The sequence below is a fragment of the Stieleria bergensis genome, assembly GCA_007745635.1.
GTDB lineage: Bacteria > Planctomycetota > Planctomycetia > Pirellulales > Pirellulaceae > Stieleria > Stieleria bergensis.
The window spans coordinates 3,275,925-3,299,945 of sequence record CP036272.1 but is presented as its reverse complement, the minus strand read 5'-3'; the positions used below and the strand labels follow the sequence as shown (position 1 = coordinate 3,299,945).

The window sequence follows — 24,021 nt, the reverse complement described above, 5'->3', positions numbered from 1 at the left end:
CACTGTTTTTGGTTGACAATGGTTCGCGTCCTAACAGACACAAACTTGGTCGAATGTTTGCACCAACGTCTTCAGGCGTTCAAGTTGATCGCGATCGACTGAATAGATCGTCCGGTTCCCCTGTTGTTCAGCTTTCACCAAACCGCTTTTACAAAGAATTTTCAAATGCTGCGAGACCGTCGACTGAGCCAACGGCAAGCAATCCACAATCTGCCCGCATCCACAGCAATCGCCCGTGCAAAGAATTTGCAAAATCTGCACACGTACAGGGTGTGCGATGCCCCAGGCCATTCCAGCGAGTTGATCATTGTCTTGATGAATCAGGGCCTTCGAAGGCCGCTTAGAAACCGCTTTAGTCATGTCACTCCTCAATTCAGTCAACGATCAGCAACGCCACAACGTCGTCGGTACTAAACAATCGCCTTCATCGCCAATCGCCGATTAACGATAATAGCATCGCGGCAACGAACAGCCAAGGCCGCAAGAAAAACAAGAAAATAGTCAAAGCCGGCCAATTGAGGCCGAATGGCAACGCGTTCAAATGGGCTCAGTCGTTCACAACTCCCACCCTCGCGCTCTTCAAGTCCTTCGTGGTTCATTCCCGATTTCACCACAACTGACAGGAGACGCAATCATTAAGAACTCGCTTCGACGAATAGCGTGTGCTGGCATACTGCCAATGGAACGATTGATCAATCAACGTTCGTCACGCCGTCTCAAAATTCTAAAGTCGAAAAATTAACACACACAGAGGAGCAGAAATCACGGAGGAAACTCTGTGTTCTCCCTGTTCCGTGACAGGACCAACCGACGCCGAATGACCGGACCGACACCAGGCGATTATCTTCCTGCCCGGGGACAAACAGCTAAACCAAAGGTGCGCTGTGGAACACCTGCGGCGTTCGGGCATTCGGTCCGGATTGGAGAAATTTGGTAGGGAACTGCGCAAGTGCGAGCACTGCGTCAGGCACCGTGACCAGCGAACAGACTCATGTCGTTGGTCACGACGGGCATGGGAGTGTGCCAGTGGTCTACGACACCGCGAGAGCGATCGACCAACTGATGAGCTTTGCAGCCTACGGTCAGTGCCTGGCTCGCACAGCCGCCACTCCGACCGCTTGCACTATTTTTCCCGAATCAACTCGACAAACTCGGTTGGAGACATCGCTCGCAAACGCTGCAGATCGGCCTGACATTCGGGCCTACCGGCCAGATTCCGCCACTCGTGAGGATCTTGCTTGATGTCATAGAGTTCTGCATCTCCGTTGGCATATTGGATCAGTCGCAAATCCTTCGTGCTCAGTCCAAACGATCCGGGCTCGCCCAGAAAAGTGACCGAGGCATGGGGCCAAGCAGTCTGGGGATCTTTCAGCAACGGCACCAAGCTGGGGCCATCGTTGTCAGCCTTAGCCGGCAAGCCGGCCAGCTCGACCAACGTCGGATATAGACTCAGCAGATTCACGGGCTGGTCGCAGGTTGCTCCTGCGCGAGTGCCGTCTTGCAATCCCGTGGTGCCTTTGGGAACCCGCATGATCAAAGGCACGCGGGTGCAGACGCGCCAGCCGGTGAATTTCTGCCAGTGCTGCTTTTCCCCCAGATGCCAACCATGGTCACTCCACAACACCACGACGGTATTGTCCGCATTGGGCCCGCGTTCCAAGGCGTCCAGGACTCGACCAAGCATGGCGTCGGCAAATGCGATCGAGGCGAGATAACCTTGAATGCCCTCTTTCCACTTTCCCAACGAGCGGATGTGGGGAAAGTATCGATTGGGTCCACGACGCTTGCCAGCGGGTGGCAAGTCGTTCAAATCGTCTTCAAGGTAACCCGGCGGCAATTGGATTTCCTCTAATGGAAAGTCATCAAAGTACTTCTTGGGGACAAACCAGGGCTCATGCGGACGATAGATGCCGCAGGCCAAAAAGAATGGTTGATCGTGCTTCCTGCTCAACTGATCACTGACCCATTGAGAAACGAGGTAGTCACCGCCAAACTCTTGATCCGTCGCCTCCAAAGGCCCCCAATCCGTTTCCACATACTGCCACTTGCCACCGCGTGGCAAACTGAGCGGACGGGTCTTGGGATACAGCGTGCGTGGAAAGGGATTTTCCTTTTGCTTGTTGGGAAAATAGTCATCCCAAGAAGCCGCATCAATCACATAGTGCAGGATCTTGCCGCTGCCGGCGGACCAATACCCGTGATTCGAAAAGTAGCGGGGCAGCAGCACGGCATCCGGCAAGACCTTCCGCATCGACTGGGTATTTTGATAAAGCCCAGACCGGTTCGGTGCGATGCCCGACAGGATCGCAGTGCGTGAAGGGTTGCACGCCGGGGCCGCACAATGAGCGTTGGTAAACAGCACACCACTGTTGGCCAAGCGATCCAAGTGAGGCGTCTTGGCTTGAGGATGTCCGCCCATCACCCCCACCCAATCGTTCAAATCATCAAGCGAGATAAACAGAATATTGGGTCGCTGGCGTGGCGGTTGTTGTGCAACAGCCTGGCCGAACGCGGTCTGCCATCCCAATAACACCAAGACGCTGCACAAAATTGGACGCACGTTTTTACTCTCACTGTAATCATGGTGTCTCGGCGGAACATCGCGTCGGTGTCGACCTGGCAATGGGCTCCGGATCCGAACCAGCACGCCGTTTTCCCAGCCAAGCGATTGAAAACGCTCTAGTTTACGCCGTCACACTCTACCGTGTTTGATTGCCACACGCGACAACCTGTACAATCTTCTGATTCACGGTCAACACCTACTTTCCCTCGGTGCTCGAATGCATTTCCCAAAATTCTGGGCGCTTGCGACAGCTCACTCAGACTCAGCCACTGGCGAACGCGTCACGGTCAAGGCCTACGGATGGTCTGATCTGTCCAAAGACGAGGCGCAGCAAAGGGCGCAACAGCGAGCCACACAAGCGGCCAAGCGGCGTAGCGACCAAAGCGACGTCTCCGAGCGTTCGCAGTACGATGAATACGCTGTCACGCCGCTACGCGAGCCTGCGGTTGAACGCGTCTTCGCCGAGGGGAATGAAGTCGCAGTGATCAGTCGCAATCGATACGGCGCATTGGTGCTCAACTGTCCATCGACCATGTTTGTCGACATTGATTTTCCAGCGGTCGCCGCGGACGGCTTTCTGGACCATCTGAAGATGATGTTTTCCGCCGGTCATCGAGCTAAGCGAATCGCTCAAGTCGAAGAGCAAACGCTTGACAGGGTCCGCGATTGGTTCGCCCATCATCCAAAAGCGTCAGGTCGACTGTACCGCACGCACAGTGGGCTAAGAGTGTTACTGTGTCATCGCGAGTTTGATCCCGATTCGCCAGCGGCCATGACCGTGCTGGAAGAACTGTGCTCTGACCCGCTTTATCGCAGCTTGACCCGTCGCCAATCCTGCTTTCGCGCCCGACTGACGCCCAAACCCTGGCGCTGCGGATGCGATCAGCCACCTTCTCGCTACCCGTTTCTGAAGGAGTCTGACCAAGATCGGCACCAAGAGTGGGAATCCAAATATTTGCGTGCAAGCGAACGATTTGCCACCTGCCGATTGATTGAAACGGTGGGCCCGGCCACTCAGGCCGAGCCATTCCAGACCATTGTGCAGTACCACGACTCGTTGGCCTGCGAACCGGACCAGCCGCTGGCCTGAGTCGCCAATCCGCTGTGTTTTTTTAAAGTGCTTTCAATGCAATTACCGCATTTCTGCTATACTGTTTGTCCCTAGGCAAAACCCCGCCTGCATTTCCCTCCCCACTCTTTTTACGGTGACTTCGATGAGTAACAATCGTCGTGATTTCATGAAAACCGCCGCAGCCGGTTCCGCTGCGTTATCCGTCGCCGCCAGCACCACGTCGGCGCCAGCGAATGCTCAAGAAAGCGATAGCAAACGGTTACGTCTCGCAGCAATCGGCGTGGGCGGATCACGCGGACGTTACAACCGTGGTGGCAGCATCGCGCGTGACGCTGCTCGCCATGCCGACATGATCGCCGTCGTCGATGTTGATGACGTGCACACCGAAGAATTCAACAAAGCGTTTGGTGGCAAGCTAAACAAGTATCGTGACTATCGCGAGATGCTGGAGAAAGAGAAGCCAGACGTGGTCACCATCGGCACGCCTGACCACTGGCACGTGCCCATCGCGATTGCTTGTTTGCGTGCGGGTGCTGATGTCTATTGCGAAAAGCCCCTGACATTGACAATTGACGAAGGCAAACAGATTCGCAAGGTCGTTGAAGAGACCGGCCGTGTCTTTCAAGTGGGTACACAACAGCGCAGCAGTGCAGATAAGTTCCTGACCGCGATCGCCATGGTCCACACCGGCCGCCTGGGCAAGAACGTGAATGCCTATGTCGCCATCGGTGGCGCGCCAAACGGTGGCCCCTTTAAGAGCACCGAAGCGCCCGAAGACTTGGACTGGAACATGTGGGTCGGTCCTGCTCCGGAAGCAGACTACTGCGAAGAACGACGGCGCATGTTCCGCTGGTACTTTGAATACTCCGGCGGCAAGATGACCGACTGGGGAGCACACCACATCGACATCGCTCAGTGGGCCATTGCTCCTGGCGAAACCGGTCCGACCAAGATCAAAGGTGAAGGCAAATTCACTTCTGTCGTGCCAGAAGACATGGACTGGGTTTCGTTTTTGAATGGTGAATCCGAGATCGAAAACGGCTACAACACCGCAACCTCGTTCAGCATCGACCTTCGTTACGACAGTGGACGCTTGGTCAACGTCAACCATCACTATAAACGTGAAGGCGACAACGTCGACTTTGGCAATGGCATCTTGTTTGAAGGCGAAAAAGGTCGCATCTTTGTCAATCGCGGGAAAATTGAAGGCGCTCCAGTCAAAGCACTGACAGCCGAGGACCGCAAAGAGCTGGACGAATACATCGTCAAAATCTGCAAAGGTAAAAAGCCCGGCAGTCACATGGCGAACTTCTTTGATTGCGTCAAGGATCGCGGCAAACCAATTTCAGACATTTGGTCACATCACCGCACCATGACCTCCTGTCACCTGTGCAACATCGCCTTGATGACCGGTCGTGAATTGAGCTGGGACCCCAAAGCGGAGCAGTTTGTGGGCGACGACGAAGCCAACAAGTTGCTGAGCCGCAAGTCTCGCGACTTTTCCAACGCCTAATCGACTGAGGGAAATCGGCCATTGAGTCGATCCATCCCAGCCACGCCAATCAATCACGGCAGCGCCTCATGGTGCTGCCGTTTTCTATTGGCAAACGGTGGGCTACGGTAATCTGTTCGAGTTGCTCGATGGTGTCTGTCCCGCAAAAACAAAACGTCCGCCACCAGCCTATGGCCAGAATCCTTGTGATGCTAACGTCGTTGTTTTTGGGGGCTGTGCTCTTGCTTGGCCTCGGACGACTGACGCACTACCAAACCCAACCCGGCCCTGTTGGCCAAGTTCCGGAGAACTTAACTTCCGCGGTGCTGGCGTCACTGTCGAATTCATCTGCCGCTCCAACTGGCGGCGCTGAGGGAGTTCACTCATCGGAGCCGACTTGGCAACTTCTTGTCTTCGTGCATCCCAAGTGCCCTTGTACGCGGGCTACGATTCACAACCTGGATCTCGTCAGTCGCCGATCCGATCTGCGACTGGAGATCATCCCCGTCATCTTCCGTCCCTTGCACGGTGACGCCACGTGGCTGGAAACGGACAACACCCGGCGACTGGCCACGCTAACCCGACGCTCGCTGGTCGACGACCAGGATAGCCAACTTGCCCGTCAATTCAACGTGCAGGTCTCCGGCCATTGTCTGCTCTATGATGGCGCTGGCAGGTTACCCTTTAGCGGCGGCATTACGGCGAGTCGCGGGCACGAAGGTCGCTGCCGACCACTTGCTGCCTTAACGAAGACCCTTGAAGGTCATTCAATCGATCAAACACGATGGCCAGTCTACGGATGCCAAATGTATTGAACCACTTGCCGAGTAGCGAACAGTACTCCAACGCACAGGAGTATTTTGAGGCAACCTATGAACAGGACCTCCGTCGTATTAATCGACTGATGATCGCCCTGATGGTGCTGCAGTGGCTGGCTGCGATGGCAGCGGCCCTCTTTTTCACACCGCACACCTACCTTGGCCAGCAGTCCGCTGTCCATGCACATGTTTGGGCCACCGCGTTGATCGGATTCGCGATCAGCGGCAGTGCGATTCTGGCGATGCGCTATCGTCCCTATTCACCCAACACGCGCCACATCGTCGCCGCGATGCAAATGCTGTGGGGGGCGTTGATCATTCATGTCAGCGGCGGACGGATTGAGGCTCACTTCCATATCTTTGTGTCGATCGCGATTCTCAGCATCTACCGGGACTGGAGAATTCTGGTCACGGCCACCGTTGTCATTGCCTTGGATCACTACATCCGCGGCATCTACTATCCGCTGTCCGTCTTTGGCGTCAGCACCGCATCGGAGTACCGTTGGCTGGAACACTCCGTCTGGGTGTGTTTTGAAGTCGCCTTCCTAGGCCCATCCTGCGCACGCAACTATCGCGAAATTCGTGAGTTATGCAATCGGCAATTTGAACTCACCGAGGCCAAACAAACCCTGGACCATCAAGTCGCCATTAGGACGCACGCCCTGGAGATCACCAACCAACAACTCTCCAAGAAAACCATCGAATCCGAGATGTTGGCCGTCGTTGCCCGCTACACCGACAATGCCGTTGCCATCACGGACTGCCAACTCAACATCCAGTGGATCAATGAAAGCTTCACTCGGATCACTGGACGCTCGGAGGAGAACGCGATGGGCAAGTGCCTGGTTGACTTGCTGCTGTGCTCAGGGACCGACCGATTCGCCGCAAAACGACTGATGCTTGCCGGAGAACTGCAGCAAGGCTTCACCGGCGACCTTCTTTCGGCCGACGTCCACGGCCGCGGCTATTGGGCCTCCGCCGAGATTCGCCCCATCCCCGATGAGAAAGGCAACATCAATCGCTTCATAGCGATTCAACGCGACATCACCAAACTAAAGACCGCCGAAACCTCGTTGCGATCCGCCGAACAACGCATGCGATCGCTGATGAACAATGTCCCCGGTGCTTATGTCCGCCGCCAGGGGATCGGAGAGCAGCGGATCAGTTACGCCAGCGACACCCTGGGTGATCTGATGAGGGTCGATCCGGCAGTCCGCAAGCTGGGCACCACCAGTAGTTATCTGGAACTGATCGCCGCTGAAGACCGCGAACGCGTGACCGAACAATTGCGTGAGATCACCAGCGAAGGCCAAGTTTTCGAACTGGAATACCGAATTGGATGTCACAGCGCTACGCCAGACCAATGCAAACCCCTGTGGATCTGGGAACGCGGCCAGTGCATCCGCAGCCAAACAACCAATCACTGCGCTCTGCTGGACAGCGTTCTGCTGGACATTACCGACCGCGTTGCCGTCCAATCGCAAAACGCGGCCTTGCAAGAAGAAATGGTCAGTCTGTCACGCAATGCAGGCATGGCAGAAGTTGCTACGGGGGTCTTGCACAATGTCGGCAATGTGCTCAATAGCGTCAACACCAGCGTCGCGTTGCTCACCCGACAGACCAGAAACTCAGCACTCAACAGCTTGCAACGAGTCTGCGATTTGGTATCACAGCATGAACAGAGTTTCGACCAATTTGTTAGCCAAGACCCACGCGGAAAGCGGTTGCCAGAGTTTCTATCGGCTGTCACCAACGCGATGCAGGATGAACAGGGCGTCGTCCAAACGGAACTTGAATCCCTGGTCTCCAATGTTGAACACATCATCGCCATCGTCAAGTTCCAGCAATCACTTGCTGGCGACACCTGCGTGGTCCAGAAACTAGAGGCCAAGGACATCATCCAACAAGCCATCAACGGATGTGGCCTCCGCCGTCACGACGATGGTGTTCATGTCCAGATTGAAGTTGACAGCCTGCAGATCGAATTCGAAAGCGACCGGCATCGCATCTTGCAAATCTTGATCAATCTGCTTCGTAACGCCCGCGACGCCATCAGTGACCGCGAGGCGGGAACAGGCAAGATCACAATCCGCTGCTGGCGTCAGCCCCATGCAATCTGCTTCTCGGTCAGTGATAACGGAGTCGGAATTGCACCCGATGCATTAACCAAAGTCTTTCGCAGTGGCTATACCAGCAAATCTCATGGTCACGGATTTGGCCTCCATAGCAGCGCCAATGCGGCGGAGGAATTGGGGGGGCGATTAACGGCGGCTAGCGACGGCCCAGAAAAGGGGGCGGAGTTTACCCTCACCATCCCCGTTTAGGGTGCCCCCTCGGATCAATGCGACGATTTCAGTGCTACAGTTTCACTCCGAGAGTTCCAACCATCGCGAGATGGGCGTCGAAACCTATCTACCAGCATGTCCATTTCCAGGGGTTTCAATGAAGATTCTAGTGGTTGATCCCGACGTCGATGAACGTCATGCCTTGGTTGCCAATCTTCAAGAGCAACAGGAACCGTGGCAGATCGACCAAGCTGTCGACGATGGCCAAGCCTTGCAGCAACTCACGCAGTCGGCTTTCGATGTTGTCGTCAGCACCGTGTCTGATGACACCTTCACCAACACACACTTCCTGCGATCGGTAGAAGCACGCTTCCCGCGCGTTTATCAAATCATTCTCACCGGAAACTCGGACCGCGGGACGCTGCTGCGAAGCACCGGACCGATGCAGCGCTATCTGCAAACTCCCTGTCAAGGCTCGCAATTGGTTGAAGCCATACGCCGTGTCCAGCGGTTGCCGCTGAGTCAAATCTCTGCCCGAGTTCTAGAAGCCATCAATGCCGCTGACTGCATTCCACCGCTTCCCAGAGTCCTCACGGAGGTCAACGAACTCGTCCAGCAAGACGATTGGTCCAACACGCAGGTCGCAGAGTTGCTGGAACATGATCCGATGCTGTGCGCCAAAATCCTGCAACTTGCCAATTCGGCCGCCTTCGGGCTAGCCAGTCAAGTTTCAGAAATCGAACATGCCGTGTCGGTGATCGGCATCGAAACCATTCGGTCGCTGATCATGGCGCAGACACTGTTCCACTCAGCGGAAAGTGGATTTACCCAACAAGTCGACGCGATCATGAGTCACTGTTTTGACGTAGCCTCACTGGCCCGGCAGTTGATGAGACACGAAAAAGCATCGTTGCACGAAACGAATGCAGCCTTCACCGCAGGCTTATTGCACGACGTCGGTAAAGTCGTGTTGCTCAATGCGGTGGGCAACGATTACGTGGAACTGCTCGGAAAAGAATCCGCGGGAAATTGCGATCTGAGAGAGATCGAATTCGCAGCCTACGGAGCCAACCACGCGGAGGTCGGTGGCTATCTCTTAGATCTTTGGGCGGTCCCACCAGACTTAGTGTGCGCGGTCTCCTGGCACCATGATGCCTATCGCTGCGCCGCGGCCGAACGAAGCACACAAGCCGTGTTTGCAGCAAACTGGATTCTTTGCGGCGCCAACTGGGATGTGCTGCCCGACTTGAATAATGAACGTCAGGCGACGCCAACGAACGAAGCGGCCAACGGTCAGCACACAATCTATGAACAACAGGATGCTGAAGTGGCCAGCTTCGTGGCCAAACTCGAGGCCTGGCGACAGATTGCCAACGAAATCTGATTCCCACTGAAGTCTGTTTGCCTTTACACTCGCAGCCTGTTTCATCAATCGCTGACCCAGTCACATGCCCGTAAACGGTGTCTTCCCTCGATTGCTCCACGCCATGATTCGCCAGAAACATGGTGATGAAGTCTGGGAGCATATGCTGCGAAATGCGGGAGCTCAGCCGAAACATTTCCTGCCCGGACGAAGCTATTCAGACGCGTCCATCGCAAAACTGCTGCAGAGGGCTGCCGAAGGCTATCCGTGTAAACTCAACGACTTACTGCACCATTTGGGCAGCTTTCTAGTCAGCAACTGGCGAAAACTGGCCGTGCAGTGTTACGGTCCTGACGCAGCCAGCACAATCACTCAGCTGATGCGCAGCCTGAAAATCTTGGCTGACACCATTCCGATTGTCGACGACCTTTCTGAGACACTTGTTCCACTGGAAGGTGTCCGTGAAACGCCCAGGGGGTTCGAACTGCAATTAGCCTGCATGGGGCGCTGTAGCACCTATGCCATCGGGATCGCACGAGAGCTTGAAAGGCAGAGCGACGGCGATCTTCGCTGGACTCTCCCTATCCAGGGCGATCGTGCGACTGGCAGCAAAGCGAATCAGCCGAGTTCCTGCCAGTTGCGTTTGGTACTTTTTCCGGCCGATCGACTAAGCGGTTCAGCAAGCGCGGCGACCGTTGCCGACGAGCGTGCCAATTGTCCAACGAGTTCCCTGGACATGCCGAGCATCGACGATGACCCCGGCAGTGCGGACAGCGACACCAGCCTGGCCGCTCCCCTCTCGGATGCTCCGTCCGAAACCTTCTCCTGGGATGAATCACTTGCCCCACCGCAGCCAGCGGCCTCCTCGCATCCATTGTCAGGCGCAGCGAGCGGCAAGAACCCGCTGTCGGTGGTCACCAAGTCTGCAGAATCGCATCGAATGGACAGTCATGTCCAGTCCCTGAAGTGGCTGGGCAGGTACCGTATCGACCGCTTGATTGACGGCGGCGGCATGGGGCTAATTTTTCAAGCGGTTGACTTACAACTGCAGCGTGTGGTAGCCATCAAAACACCGCGCGACCCTCTGGTCAGCCACTTGGTTCGCCAGCGGTTCTTAAACGAAGCCCGTTCAGCAGCGCAGTTAGAACACCCCAACGTGATTCAGATCTACGATCTCGGCTACGTTGCCGAGCGTCCCTATTACGTGATGGAACATCTTCGTGGCGAACCCTTGCAGCGATACCTACGCCATCGTTCGATCGCCTACCATGACGCCCTGTTACTGATTAAACGCATCGGCGCAGGGATCGCCGCGGTGCACCGGCATGGGATGGTTCATCGTGATCTAAAGCCCAGCAATATTTTCGTCAACGAAGACCTTTCGATGTGCAAGTTGCTGGACTTTGGCATCGCCACACCCGCCGGTGACAACCATCAACAGCACAGTTCTGCTGGCACTCCCGGGTACATCGCTCCAGAGACCATTGGCGCAAAGCTTCGCGATCCCCGAAGCGACCTGTTTAGCCTTGGCTGCATTGCTTACGAACTGATCTATGGACGCAAGTTGTTTCCCAAGGTGCCGATTTCTGAATACTGCAAACTGCTGATGCAATTTGACGAAAACAGTCCAGAGATGCAGGCCATCTACCACCGTGACCGAAAACTTTTATGGGGCCTTCTGCATCCGGAGGTCGATCGCCGATTTGATTCCTTCGAAACAATCAACACCTTGATTGACCACATGTGGCGAAACGCGGAACCGATCTACTACGGCTGACAAGGTGGTCCCAGGCAAAGCTCCAGCACCCCGCGTCACTCATGACGAAGTGCTTCAATCGGGTTCATCTTGGCCGCTCGTCTTGCTGGATAGACGCCAAAAATCAAGCCCACCCCAAGCGAGATAAACAGCGACATCCCAACCGACCACAGCGCGATCCGTGGCTCCAACGAATGCACGATGGGTGGCAACAGGTCGGGCCATAACGCGGATAAAGTCGCCCGCGTGAAATGGAAAATCGGTTTACACAGCAAGCCGCACGCGACTCCCAGCAAGCCGCCCAAACTGGTCAGGACCATCGTTTCGGCAAGAAACTGCATCACGATGTCTTGCTGCTTGGCGCCGATCGCTCGGCGAATACCAATCTCTCGAGTGCGTTCGGTGACAGTGGCCAACATGATGTTCATGATGCCAATCCCGCCAACCAACAACGAGATCCCAGCAATCACCACCAACAGCACGTTGAACATCGTCCGCGTTCGCTCCGCCTGCCGCAACAACTCTTTGGGAACGACAACGGCGTAGTCTTCCTGTTCATGATAGCGCTGCAGAAGATCCGTCACGATCTGAGCGGTTTGGTCAACCTGACCGATATCAGAGACGACTAACGTGATCTGAGTCAGCTCGATGATCTCACCTTTGAAACTGAAACCGGGCCCCGTTCGAGTCATGATCTGATCGCCAACTCGATGCTGAAACGTCAGCAACGAGGTGTAGGCGTCAAAGTCATAATCCCGCGCGTCCAAGCTGCCACCAATCGCAGCGCTGCTGCCTCGAGGAGCACACTGACCGATCACGGTATAGACGTCACTCTCTACGCGGACTTTCTGACCAACCGGATCAACCGACGGAAATAAACGACGCGCCGTCTCGTCGGCCAACACAATCACATTTTCGCCGCGATCATCCTGCTTGAACCAGCGACCGCGCGCCATGCGGAGACGATTGAGTTCGAAATACCCCGAGGTACAACCGACGAGCTTGGCATCGACGCGTCGACCGCCAACCATCAGTTCACGCCGCAGTTCGCGGATCGGCACCGCCTGTTCGATCGTTGGCAGATTCGCCATGATGCGATCGTAATCCTCTCGCAACAATCCATAGCGTTTGACTTGCTCTTCGCCACCGTCGGCGGATTGCGGCTCAATGCTGCGTAGAATGATGTTGGTCGCACCAAGTTTTAGAATCTGTTGCTGCGCGTCATAGCTGACGCCCTCGCCCATGGCGACCAACCAGATCACGGTCGTTGTCCCGATAAAGATCCCCAGCGCTGCCAATGCGGATCGCATTTTTTGCAGCATCAAGCTCTTCACGCCCAATTGCACGGTACTTAGGAATTGCGTCACAAACATCGACTGACCTAGGATTGCTTGGCTGGCTGCTGCTGCTTTGCCTTACCCGTCTCCTTGGGTGTGCTTGGCGCTGACTTGGATTCAATCGAGCTGTCCTTGTTGTCGTTCTCCTTGTTGGCGTTCTCTTTGTTGGCGTCTTCTTTGTTGGCGTCTTCTTTGTTGGCGTCTTCTTTGTTGGCGTCTTCTTGCTGGGTTGTGTCATCTGGGCCAGCGTTGTCTTCGTTTGACTCCGCTCCGCCGCCCATCGAGAATGCTTTGCGTTGTGCATCGGCAAGAAAAGCGCCCGGGTTCAATGCAACTTCGTCGCCTTCATCCAAACCGCTCAGCACGACATTAAATTTGTCATTGGTTTCGCCAATGTTGACCTCTCGACGCACGAACGTCTCGCCCTCCTTGACCCAGCACGAATGTCCACCATCGTGTGCCAGCACCGCCGCGACGGGAACGGTAATGACATCTTGATGGCTGGACAGAATCACATCCACAATCGCGCTCATCCCCGGTTTCAATCCCCGGCGTTCAGGCAGTTCAATCACGGTGTCGTACTTCACCAGATTCCCGGTCCACCAGCCAGCGGGCTTGGTGACTTTGGCAATTTCAGCCACCGATCCGGTGAGAGTCAGGTCTTGCAATTTGATCTCCGCGGGCATGCCGATCTTTAACCGGTCCACCTTCGATTCATGGATCCCGACCTTGACCTGCATCTTGGTCACATCGGGGATCATCAACAGCGTCTGCTGTTCACGCACGACTGCCCCCTCTTCGATGTCCGGTGTATCCTTCCACTCCGCCATCGACGGAAAAATGACCATCCCAGCGACGTCGGCAGTGATGGTGCAATTCGTGAGCTGCTCCTTCTCACGATCGAGCCGTGCCTTCTCCAGTTGCAAGGAAGCATCATAAGAGGCCAGCTGCGCTTCAGCGGCACGGAGGTTGCTTTTGAGCGTCTGAACCTCCTTTTCTTTCTGGTATTTCTCTAACGTCTCCAGTTCGGTCTGCTTGACCTGCAGCGCCTTCAAGGCCGATTCCACTCGAAACGCCTCTTGTTCGAGCTGCAAATTCTTGATCAAGCCTTTCGCCGCCAACCGCTCGGCGGAACCATAAGCCAGCTTGGCCTGCGTCACCGTTTGACGAGCATCAAACAAATCCTTCTGGAGGGTTTGAAGATCGCGAACATACGTGCCTTCCAAATACTCCGTGATGCTCTTCTCAGCGACCGCAACATTGCTTTCAGCGGTAATCTTGTTCGCCAGTGCGTTCTCGTAAGTGATCTGCTTGGACAGAATGTTGTCCTCGATCTGCGATTGATCAAGTCGCACAAGAACGTCGCCAGGCTTGACCATGGTTCCCGTTTCAATCACCCACAGCACGGTGCTGCCACCTTTGACCATGCATTTGATTTCCTTATTGTTGGAACTCTCCACCGTTCCATTCTCGGTGACCACGACCTCCAAGTCGGAACGTCCGATGACGTGAGTCAAGACGTCGCCCGTCTCCTCGGTGTTGGTCGGGTCTGCACCAAAGAAAACCACCGCCACGACCAAGCCGATGGCAATGCAAACCGTGAGCGTGCGAAGCAGAATACTATTCATGGAATCAATTCACGAGCGCCAATGAACACAGAATCAACAGACTCGCCAGCATCCCTACCAACGCCGTCACCAAACGAGTTTCCACCATCCGCCGGAACAGCCGACCGATCCCAAACTCAACGCGTGCGGACACTCAAATACAAAAACACTTGAGCCACCACTGCCAACTGGAACAAACACCCAGGAATCCAGAAAAAGCTGCGGTTCTCCACGCAACGCGGGCACCCACAATGGCTGGCAGGCCAGACAAGACGGATCACCGTCTAGAATACTCCAACCCACCTGCTCCATTGGACATTTAACTCAATAGAATCCGATTTCAGCTCGGTTCAAACGGCGGACTCAGTCGTCATCTGTCCGCAGGGCGGGTTTGCACGGCTTCAGCCTTCGCTCGTCCAACCATCCGCATCACCAGTGCAGCGAAACGCGTGCCGCACTCCGACTCCGTCCCCTTTTCTCTACTGCAATGTCAGGACAATTTTCCCGCCCACGTTGTCGCTCTCTTGCAAACGGTGCGCCTCCGCTGCCTCGCTCAGTGGGAACGTCTTGGCGATGTTTGCGTTTAGCTTCCCAGCGGCCATCCATTGATTCATCTCTGCGGCGCACACCGCAATCTCTGCTGCGGACCCTTTGAACATGACAAAGCCGTGCAGTGTGCACTCTTTGACATAAAACGGCCCGACCGGAAACTCTGGACGCGAGTCGCGCCCGGCCATCACGATCATCTGGCCGCGATCAGCCAGCGCATTGACTGCGAGATCGAAATCAGGCATGCGTCTGGTTTCCCAAAACAAATCGACGCCCTCCATGGCGAACTCAGCCAAACCGTCGGCGATCGATTGTTCACGGTATTGAATCACGTGGTCGGCTCCCAGCTGGCTGGCGACCTCCGCTCGCTCGGGGCTGCCTGCAGTGGTGATCACACGCGCCCCGACATTCTTGGCCATTTGCACCACCATCGATCCGACACCGCCACTGCCACCGACGACAAACACCGTTTGCCCGGACTGGAGCTTTGCGCGTTGGAACAGACCAAGGTGTGCGGTCACTCCGACCAACGCATTGGCCGCCACGGTCGCATCGTCAACACCATCCGGACTGGGATAGACCCATTGTGCATCGACCGCAATCTGTTCAGCAAAGGTTCCCTGTCGTCCCAGCAAGCCTTGGTTGGTACACCAAACGCGCTGGCCGACCTCAAAATCAGTCACATCCTCGGCGACTTGAGCAACGACGCCGGCGGCATCGCAACCGGGGTAAAAAGGCTTTGGCAAATCGACCGCGACTAAACCACTACGGACATAGGTATCGATCGGGTTGACGGAGACTGCAGCAACTTGAATCAACACCTGTCCCGGAGCCAACTCCGGCGACGGTTGATCACCGTATTGAATGACGTCACAGGTTCCAGTTTCTGTCAGGTAGGCAGCTTTCATCGGTCAGAGTCAGTCAAAGGAGGAGAGTGTGGAAGTGCAGCGGTTTAACGCTGCTGCCAATCAAAACCATTTAGTGAAGCGAGTGCCAGGATCAACGCCTGAGTGCCGTCACGCTGGTGGCCCTGGGCGGCGAGCGCTTGATACAACTGGCTGGCGAGCGCTAAACCCGGCAGCGCAAGCTTCATTCGCGAGGCTTCCTCCAACGCGATGCGCATGTCTTTCTGGAAGTGTTCCACAAAGAAGCCCGGATCAAAATCATTCTCCAACATCCGCGGAGCCAAATTGGACAACGACCAACTTCCAGCGGCTCCACTGGAGACACTTTTGAGAACCGTTGGAATGTCCAAGCCAGCGCGATAGGCATACAATAGCGCTTCGCAAATCGCGATCATGCCGCTGGCAATCAAGGTTTGATTGACCATCTTGGTGTGCTGCCCACAACCGGCCGGTCCCTGGTGGACGATGGTCTTTCCCATCAGTCGCAATAAGGGTTCAACGCGTTGATAGGCAGCCGCTTCGCCACCAACCATGATGGAAAGCGCTGCATTTCGGGCCCCCGTGTCGCCACCGGAGACCGGAGCATCGATGCTAGCGACACCTTTCAGTGCGGCTGCCGCTGCGATCTCTTTCGCCAAACTGGGTTGACTGGTAGTCATGTCGACAATGATCGCCCCCGATTGAGCCGAAGCTAACACACCATCGGCACCCAGGATGACTTCACGCACATCGCTGGGAAAGCCGACGATGGTAAACACAACATCACTGTTGGCAGCAAGAGCCCCCACCGAATCAGCTAGCGTGGCTCCCTTTTCGACCAACGGTTTCGCTTTTTCGACCGTGCGATTAAAGACAGTCATCCGGTAACCAGCGTCCATCAAGTGGCCACACATACTGGTTCCCATGACGCCGGTACCGATCCAGCCCAGGCGAGTGGATTCTGGGGAAAGTTCGTTCATCTCTTGCGACATCAAGCCATTTGGGTCAAAACCCGCCCAGCAGGACTCTTGCTGGAGTCGCCGGCGGTTACGTCAATCTTTTTCCCAGCGAAACGCCAGGACACGAGCCAACAGTAGAAACGCTACGCCGGCAATCATCAAGACGGCTAGCTGTGGCCACAACTGGCGGACGCTCAATTCCCGCCAGAACACTTTGTTATATCCATCCAGTGCCCAAGCGTTAAACGTCCACATGCCGAGCTCCCGCATTCGCTCGCTCATCACATAGCGGGGCACCATAGACCCGCCCAATGCACTCATCGTCAACACAATGATCATCGACAGGGCGTTCAGCTGACCACGGGACTTACAAAGCGTAGCCAGAAACAGTCCAAAGGCCGCAGCCGCCATGCTGGTCACCACGGTCATCATCAAAAATCCGTCCCAATGCGAGAGCAGATCAATTTGAAATACTAGCTGCCCCCAGATGAACATCAACGTCACCTGAGCAAGGCCCAGGAGCGTCAAATAGAACCACTTGCCGAGCAACATTTGGTCCATCGTCAGCTTGGTCGAAAGCAACCGTTCCAGCGTTGTGTTCTCACGTTCCTCAAGCAGCGCCCCGCCACCGCCGACGGCACCGAAGAGCAGAAACATGACAGCAATTCCCGAGGCGTACATGCTGACCACTGGATTTGCTTTACCGCTACCGAGCACATCCACAATCTGGACATCCTGAATCACAGTTTCGACCGGCACCGGTTCGGTGGACGACGTTGTCTGCACAGCATCATCGCGCGACATCGCAGGCCTGGGCAGCATCACCGCTTGCACGGGCAAGACGCCTGTCGCGGTTTCCATCTGCCGAGTCTTCAGTGACGCCAGACGCTGACCCGCCCCGTGCGACATCGCCATCGACTGTTTGGAAATCGCAGCAGCCCGCGCTGCCTTGACCGCAGCCAGGGTTTGCGTGACGACTGCCGACACCAGATTGCCTGCAATCGGATCTGACGAATCGACAAGCACCTCCGCGACGACTTCCTGCTGTCCCCGTTCACTGACAGCGGCTTTCAAAACAATTGCTGCCGCGACGCGGCCACGTTGCACCGCTTTGCGTGCCGCGTCAAGCGTTAACAAAGGATCCGACGGCTCATCCATCCAGCGCAAGCCCTCGTGCTCGGCAAGCGTCTGCAAGATTTGCTCGCTGGCCGGGTCTTGCATCAAGTCGACGATGCTGACTTTCACTTTGGTGGTCGCGCCAGCACCAATCCCTCGGCCAAAGATCAGGGCAAAGATACTGAAGAAAGCAATCGGCACGACGAATGACAACAGCAACTCGGTCTTGCTATGCAGCAGCCGAGTCAAGTTGATTCGCATTAACGTCCAGATCATTGATCCCTCAATCTCGCAATTCTTGGCCGGTGAGATGCAAGAAAACATGCCGCAGCGAAGGCGAACGAATCTCCAAGTCCGCCACTTGATATCCGTTGCGTTTGATCAGCTGCACCAAACGTCCCAAATCCTCATTCACATCCGATAGCCGAGTATGAATCGATTGCTCACCGGACTGGCCAACGACTCTTTCCTCTAACGTCGTTCGCATGCCGGTCAATTCGATTGGCCGAGTGAGCGGTTTATCCAAACGAACCTTGACCAGCCGAGAATTCCCCACGGTCTCTTGGACCAGTTCAGAGAACGTGCCATCAGCGACCATCCGACCATGATCAATCACCACGATTCTGTCGCTACGGCTTTGCGCCTCGTCTAGATTATGCGTGGTCAGCAAGATCGCCGTGCCAGCGTCGTTCAGTTTGTCCAGCATGCCAAAAATGTGCTCTCGGCTCTGCGGATCGACTCCGACTGTTGGCTCGTCTAACAGAATCAGTTGTGGGCGATGCAGGACACCACACGCAATGTTAATACGGCGTTTCATGCCACCAGAGAAATTCCGCACCAACTCATTGGCGCGATCTGCCAACCCTGTCCACTCCAAAGCCCAGGACAGACGCTGGCGAAGCAGTGTCCCTTTTAGACCATAGAACCTGCCGAACGCTTTGAGGTTCTGGCGTGCGGTCAGATCGCCATAGAGCGCGATCTCCTGAGGCACAAAGCCGATCAATTGATGCGTCCGCGAATCATCGGGCGATTGACCAAAGATCTTGATCGACCCTCCGCTGGGGGATGTTCGAGCAGCGATTGAGCGAATTAATGTCGTTTTGCCGGCCCCGTTGGGACCAAGAAACGCCAATCGCTCGCCAGCTTCCAAACGAAAGGAAACTCCGCGCAGTGCCTCACGCGTCCCAAATCGCTTGGTCAGTTGATCAATTTCCAATGCGGGGGGACTGCTTTGTATCACCGAAAAGCTCTAAGGTTTTGCTGCAATGAACGCCCCAATCGATCCGCAATCACCACCGTGTGACTGGCTTGGCAGGCCGAATTTGCGTTGTCAGGCTGTTGGATCAGGATTGGATTCACCTAATCAGTCACCCAGTATTGCAAAATCACGGCCTCAGGTCAGCGTCGAATTCCGATCTGACCGCCCGAATCGTACGCCAGGGTACAATGTTTGTCTCATCGTTCCTACCCTGCCTACAGTATTGGCTGAATGACCGTTGTTCTTGGTATTTCCGCTTTCTTTCATGATTCAGCCGCCGCACTGCTGATCGACGGACACTTGGTGGCGGCAGCCCAACAGGAACGATTTTCACGGCTCAAACACGACTCGGGCTTTCCAGTCGATGCGATCAACAGTTGCCTGCAGTCGGCATCCATCGATTTAGCCGACGTCGACTATGTGACGTTCCATGAAAAACCCATTCGTAAATTCGACCGAATCCTGACCACCGCAGTCCATTCGGCGCCCCACGGTTACGGTGTGTTTCGTAAAGCAATACCAGCTTGGCTGCAAACCAAGCTGCATCTCCCACGCGTCGCACGCCGGCATCTGGGCAAGCGATTTACGGGGCGTTACCTCTATGCCGATCACCATTTGTCTCACGCGGCCAGTGCGTTCTACCCCAGTCCGTTCGAAGAAGCGGCAATTGTGACAGTCGACGGAGTTGGTCAGTGGAGCACTACCTGCCTCGGCCAAGGGCAGGGCAACCGTGTGCAATTGAACCACCAACTGAGCTTCCCGCATTCTCTGGGGCTGCTCTATTCGGCTTTTACCTCCTACCTGGGATTTCGCATCAACGGCGGCGAATACAAAGTGATGGGACTGGCGGGCTACGGTCAACCCATTTACCGCCAAGCGATCTTGGAGAACCTCATTGACCTCAAGCCAGATGGCTCGTTCCGCTTAGACATGGACTTCTTCCGATTCGCGGATGGCCTGACCATGACGACGCAGAAGTTCGCCAACCTCTTCGGCTTGCCGGCACGCACGGCGGAATCAGAACTGAGCCAACAACATCAAGACATAGCCGCATCCATCCAAAGTGTGACAGCGTCCGTCGTGCTGCGTCTTGCGGAACAGGCTCGAATCAGGTCCAAGCAACAGAACCTTGTCTTGGCCGGCGGAGTCGCGATGAATAGCGTCGCCAACGGAAAACTGCTTTCGGATAGCGGCTTCGAACAGGTCTGGGTACAGCCCGCTGCGGGAGACGCTGGCGGTGCTCTGGGTGCAGCCTGGTTAACGTGGCACCAGGCCCTCGGGCAGCCCATCGCTTCGGAATCCATTGACCTCCAATCAGGCTCACGACTCGGGCCTGCGTTCACGGACACTGAGATCCGCCAGGCGATTGACAGGTTCCAACGAGACACGCCACAACCCTCCTCTGTCCCCGCTTTGTCGAAATCGCAGTTACTGGACCAGGTTTGCCAACGCCTGACTGCCGGCCAGATCGTTGGCTGGTTTCAAGGCCGTATGGAGTTTGGCGATCGAGCCCTAGGCGGTCGCAGCTTACTCGCGGACCCCAGAGCCCCAAACGTCAAGCAGCGTTTAAACCAAACGGTCAAACGGCGCGAAGAATTTCGCCCCTTCGCACCGGCCGTGCTTGAGGAACATGCCCACGAACTCTTTAAATTGCAAGCCAATCAATCAAGTCCCTACATGTCCTTTGTCGTTCCAGTACGTCAAGGCGTTCAGCAAACGTACCCGGCGATCACACATGTCGACGGAACGGCCCGCGTCCAAACGGTCAGCTCAGAGACAAACCCAGACTTCCATGCACTGTTAGAATGCTTTTTTGAACGGACCGGATGCCCAATGCTAGTCAACACAAGCTTTAATGTTCGCAGTGAGCCGATCGTGTGTTCGCCCACCGACGCGCTGCAGTGCTTTCAGAATACTGAAATCGACGCTTTGGCCATTGGCAACTTCTTGCTCGCAAAACCGGGAGCCACCCTGTGATGCCATCAGACTCCCATCACGACCACGGCCGATTCACCGCAGCGTTGCCGTGGCTGACACTTCCCTGGTTGATCGCGTTGTTCTTAGACGCAACTCGACCTTGGATCGTGCTCATCGCCGTGTTGGGGCTTTCCATTGCCGTGACGATCGTCGTCCGACCCAGCTGGATGACTGCCTTGATTGCGTTTCAGCGTTGGCTGACCGCAATGGTCGCTGCGGCGGTTGGTGAAATCGCGTTGTTGTCAGTCTTTTTCCTGGTCGTGACACCGCTGGGACTGTTCCAACGTCTGCGTGGCAAAACATTGCTGCCGATGAAACCGAACAAAGAACAAGCCTCGTACTGGCAAGCGGCTCACAAAGAGACGACACCGGAGAGTTTCACCAAACGCTGGTAATGATGAACGAAACGCAACGAAAACGATCGGAACTGCCGGAATTACCACCGAGCCGCGGACTGCTAGCGGACTATTGGCAGTTCCTGCGCAAGGAGAAACGCTGGTGGATGATTCCACTGTTGGTGTCGCTCATCTTACTGGGAGCCGCCATCACGTTGACCTCACCGACAGTGGCCCCCTTTATCTATTCGTTCTTCTAGTGCGACAAGGGCTTTCCTGTTGGGATCATGAATCAGCAGAGAATCCACCAGGAGTGCCAAGCGTCTCATCGACGGACGACACAAACCGGAACAACTGCCAGCAACTGAGTCCGTACGCCACGATCACTCCAACAGAAAGCAGCGCAATCCCAAACCCGACGACAGAAAAGACCACCCCGATCCACGATCCTCCGCCGAAAAGAAAGGCACTTCCTCCGCCGAAAAGAAAGGCACTGGACAAACCAAGTCCGAACAAGACCAGGGGCAGACAAAGCAAACCCATGCGAGCGACGAAGGCGGTGCTAGCGGCGCGCTCTGCACCGACCCGCTGTGCCACCTGGCGGACATGCGAAAGAAACAACAACTGCGAGACATAGGGCCAAAGATAGACCATGACCACACCAATGATCATCAACACGGCAAGCCAATTACTGCTACCGAACGGTGCCCCGGCAAACAGACGGGCAAACAGAGCAAAGACAATCGGGACGACGTAACCTGGATAGCAGAACAACAGCAGTCGCTTAGAAACAACACTCGTCGGGATGCGATAACAAATCAGTTGCCCCACGGGCACCGCGAAAAGTGCCCCCCAGGCCGGAATGACCAGGATCCAAGCAAACGCTGCTAGAGCGGATGAACCACCAGAATCAGGACTTGGCAGAAAAGACACCGCCGCGCCAAGGAACGTCAACAAAATGCTAATGGCAAACATCGCCGCCAGACCGAACATCGCGATGGCGACAACAGCAAATCCGAAATTCCCGCGTTTTGCCTGCGCTGCAACTTCCGTTGGAAATTCACCAGACGTCAACTCAGCGGAGGAGACCTGGTACGGGTTGGTCTCGCCAAAGGGGTTTTGCTCGTCCTGCATTCAAGAATTTTCTTTGCAAATTTCGAATCGGAATTGGCATCGTTCAATCGTAACTCACTCTACGAGTCACACGACAACCACTGTGTCGTGCCATTGTAACGCATTCGACACCCTGTGTAATTGAGTCAAGCCACACCGTCATCGATCAACGCTCATTGCGTCAAGCAAACGGATCTGCCGGACTCAAGTGCTGGCATTTGCCAGATACCGATAGAGTTTCCAGCATGACAATCCATAGACAAACATCGCACCAGCACCGATCGCCAGCGAACTTAGAGAGAGCGCTGCCAGGATGACGCCGATGGCAGCGTCGCCATCATTGACCAGAGAACTAAGCCCGGCGACGACGAACAGTAAAATCGGCGCCGCAATCAAGCCAACCCGGGCCAGAAACGCCCAGCTAGCGGCCTCTCCCGCTCCCACACGTTTTGCCAACAAACGAACGTGCGAAACGAAGAACAGTTGGGACACCATCGGTGCACAATAGGCAATGATCGCTCCGATCACCACCACCACCATCATGATCAATGGGCTCTCCTGAAGTGCCAGGACAAACGAGCCCAGGACAGCCAAGACCAGGACCGCCAGCGTGGCCAGATAACCCAGCAAGCAGCCCGCCAACATTGCCTTGGAAACCACTGCATCGGGAACGCGGTAACAAATCATTTGTCCCACGGGAACGGCCAGCATCGCCAACCAGCCGGGCAGCGCCACGATCGGCTCAATCGAGACGATTGACGGGCCTAACGGCAAATTCGAAAAATGCACCGAAGCGAACTGAATGACTAACAGCAACAACAGACCGCCGGCAATCAGTGTCAACACAAACATCGCGATGGCAACGACAGCAAAACCGGAACTGCCACGGCGAGCCTGCAGGGCGGCAGCAGGATCAACAAGATCATCCTTTGCTAATTCAGCGGAGGAAACCCGATAGGGATTATTGACGCTGAAAGGGTCGTTTTCGGTGTTCATGGGCTTCTTTAACGAAATGCGATCTATCCGGGCACGGGGTGTGCCGGGATAGATCGTGCGTTGAAGTTTGTCGCTTTCGTGTTGCGACGTGGAAGGACTGATTAAAACGAGTCGGCGAAATATTTGCCAGTCGATTCTGGTTGCCAGTCGAGACCTGGCAGAAGAAGTTGTGTGACCGCTGCTGTGAACGGCTGTGCGGTTTCCTTTGCACTTTCAGCCGGCCTTAAGACCTCCGCGACGTATCAGGCGTAAAAGCCCGCACCCATCGCATCATCCCATTGCTGCTTTTCATGCCTTTCTTGACTCTCGCCCCACCACCATGGGCTACACTGCGAATCCAAGCCCAATACCTTGGACCAACTCGGCTTGGGAGACAACGCACTGAGTGTCAACGATTCACTGCCCCCGTCTAGCAAGGGTGCCCCCGTCTAGCAAGGGTGCGTCCCCGTCTAGCACAACCGTCTAGCAAGGGTGCGTCCCTATTGAGGGAGCAAGGGTGCGTCCCCGTCTAGCAACCCCGTCTAGCAAGGGTGCGTCCCTA

19 protein-coding genes are annotated in these 24,021 nt (G+C 55.6%); 9 read left to right on the top strand and 10 right to left on the bottom strand.

Translation table 11 applies throughout. The features are described 5' to 3' along the window. Window positions 1–30 precede the first annotated feature (30 nt). Both SV7mr_RS11360 and SV7mr_RS11355 read right to left on the bottom strand, forming a co-directional pair. On the bottom strand, window positions 31–360 hold the full coding sequence (locus SV7mr_RS11360) for an ArsR/SmtB family transcription factor (protein ID WP_145272053.1): 330 nt from the start codon (window positions 358–360) through the stop codon (window positions 31–33). 763 nt (window positions 361–1,123) lie between these two features. Further along, window positions 1,124–2,560 (bottom strand): sulfatase, encoded by a 1,437-nt coding sequence (locus tag SV7mr_RS11355; protein WP_419188402.1) that lies wholly within the window; start codon window positions 2,558–2,560, stop codon window positions 1,124–1,126. A gap of 220 nt (window positions 2,561–2,780) precedes the next feature. Here SV7mr_RS11355 and SV7mr_RS11350 point away from each other — a divergent pair, with 220 nt between their 5' ends. The 6 genes from SV7mr_RS11350 to SV7mr_RS11325 all read left to right on the top strand — a co-directional run bounded on the left by SV7mr_RS11350 (window position 2,781) and on the right by SV7mr_RS11325 (window position 11,370). Further along, window positions 2,781–3,653 carry a hypothetical protein gene (locus SV7mr_RS11350; protein ID WP_145272051.1) on the top strand — a complete coding sequence of 291 codons (873 nt, stop codon included), beginning with the start codon at window positions 2,781–2,783 and terminating at the stop codon, window positions 3,651–3,653. Between the two features lie 124 nt (window positions 3,654–3,777). Then, entirely contained in the window at window positions 3,778–5,148 is a 1,371-nt protein-coding gene (locus tag SV7mr_RS11345) for a Gfo/Idh/MocA family oxidoreductase (protein WP_145272049.1), read from the top strand. A gap of 188 nt (window positions 5,149–5,336) precedes the next feature. Then, window positions 5,337–5,942 (top strand): RedB, encoded by a 606-nt coding sequence (locus tag SV7mr_RS11340; RefSeq protein WP_145272047.1) that lies wholly within the window; start codon window positions 5,337–5,339, stop codon window positions 5,940–5,942. After that, the gene (locus SV7mr_RS11335; RefSeq protein ID WP_145272045.1) at window positions 5,912–8,269 is read left to right on the top strand and encodes a PAS domain-containing sensor histidine kinase; all 2,358 of its coding nucleotides are present in this window, start codon (window positions 5,912–5,914) and stop codon (window positions 8,267–8,269) included. The genes SV7mr_RS11340 and SV7mr_RS11335 overlap by 31 nt, the downstream gene beginning before the upstream one ends. Before the next feature lie 118 nt (window positions 8,270–8,387). After that, window positions 8,388–9,614, top strand: coding sequence for a response regulator (locus SV7mr_RS11330; RefSeq protein ID WP_419188401.1), 1,227 nt, complete (start codon window positions 8,388–8,390; stop codon window positions 9,612–9,614). A gap of 64 nt (window positions 9,615–9,678) precedes the next feature. Beyond that, window positions 9,679–11,370, top strand: a complete 1,692-nt coding sequence (locus SV7mr_RS11325; RefSeq protein WP_145272041.1) for a protein kinase domain-containing protein — start codon at window positions 9,679–9,681, stop codon at window positions 11,368–11,370. A 35-nt stretch (window positions 11,371–11,405) separates the two neighbouring features. Here the strand turns inward: SV7mr_RS11325 and SV7mr_RS11320 are convergent, their stop codons facing one another. From SV7mr_RS11320 to SV7mr_RS11295, 6 genes are all read right to left on the bottom strand, one after another. Then, window positions 11,406–12,722 carry an ABC transporter permease gene (locus SV7mr_RS11320; protein WP_145272039.1) on the bottom strand — a complete coding sequence of 439 codons (1,317 nt, stop codon included), beginning with the start codon at window positions 12,720–12,722 and terminating at the stop codon, window positions 11,406–11,408. An 8-nt stretch (window positions 12,723–12,730) separates the two neighbouring features. After that, entirely contained in the window at window positions 12,731–14,314 is a 1,584-nt protein-coding gene (locus SV7mr_RS11315; protein WP_145272037.1) for an efflux RND transporter periplasmic adaptor subunit, read from the bottom strand. A 458-nt stretch (window positions 14,315–14,772) separates the two neighbouring features. Continuing rightward, complete coding sequence (locus SV7mr_RS11310; RefSeq protein ID WP_145272035.1) at window positions 14,773–15,750, bottom strand: NADPH:quinone reductase; 978 nt, start codon at window positions 15,748–15,750, stop codon at window positions 14,773–14,775. Window positions 15,751–15,794: 44 nt separating this feature from the next. Continuing rightward, the gene (locus SV7mr_RS11305) at window positions 15,795–16,706 is read right to left on the bottom strand and encodes an NAD(P)-dependent oxidoreductase (RefSeq protein ID WP_145272032.1); all 912 of its coding nucleotides are present in this window, start codon (window positions 16,704–16,706) and stop codon (window positions 15,795–15,797) included. 72 nt (window positions 16,707–16,778) lie between these two features. Continuing rightward, entirely contained in the window at window positions 16,779–18,077 is a 1,299-nt protein-coding gene (locus SV7mr_RS11300; protein WP_145272030.1) for an ABC transporter permease, read from the bottom strand. 7 nt (window positions 18,078–18,084) lie between these two features. Continuing rightward, window positions 18,085–19,041 carry an ABC transporter ATP-binding protein gene (locus SV7mr_RS11295; protein ID WP_145272028.1) on the bottom strand — a complete coding sequence of 319 codons (957 nt, stop codon included), beginning with the start codon at window positions 19,039–19,041 and terminating at the stop codon, window positions 18,085–18,087. 249 nt (window positions 19,042–19,290) lie between these two features. On the opposite strand from SV7mr_RS11295, the gene SV7mr_RS11290 reads away from it, so the two are divergent. Genes SV7mr_RS11290 through SV7mr_RS11280 form a run of 3 tightly spaced genes read left to right on the top strand, consistent with a single transcriptional unit; the run spans window position 19,291 to window position 21,631 of the window. Then, window positions 19,291–21,036: a carbamoyltransferase family protein gene (locus tag SV7mr_RS11290; RefSeq protein ID WP_145272026.1), complete on the top strand. Its 1,746-nt coding sequence runs from the start codon at window positions 19,291–19,293 to the stop codon at window positions 21,034–21,036. Further along, window positions 21,036–21,431, top strand: a complete 396-nt coding sequence (locus tag SV7mr_RS11285) for a hypothetical protein (RefSeq protein WP_145272024.1) — start codon at window positions 21,036–21,038, stop codon at window positions 21,429–21,431. Before SV7mr_RS11290 ends, SV7mr_RS11285 begins: the two co-directional genes overlap by 1 nt. Then, complete coding sequence (locus tag SV7mr_RS11280; RefSeq protein ID WP_419188400.1) at window positions 21,431–21,631, top strand: DUF5989 family protein; 201 nt, start codon at window positions 21,431–21,433, stop codon at window positions 21,629–21,631. Before SV7mr_RS11285 ends, SV7mr_RS11280 begins: the two co-directional genes overlap by 1 nt. A gap of 25 nt (window positions 21,632–21,656) precedes the next feature. On the opposite strand, the gene SV7mr_RS11275 is transcribed toward SV7mr_RS11280, so the two are convergent. Continuing rightward, a complete protein-coding gene (locus SV7mr_RS11275) occupies window positions 21,657–22,505 on the bottom strand; it encodes a hypothetical protein (RefSeq protein ID WP_145272022.1) in 849 nt (282 codons plus the stop codon). Window positions 22,506–22,688: 183 nt separating this feature from the next. Then, a complete protein-coding gene (locus tag SV7mr_RS11270) occupies window positions 22,689–23,480 on the bottom strand; it encodes a hypothetical protein (protein ID WP_145272020.1) in 792 nt (263 codons plus the stop codon). Between the last annotated feature and the right edge of the window lie 541 nt (window positions 23,481–24,021).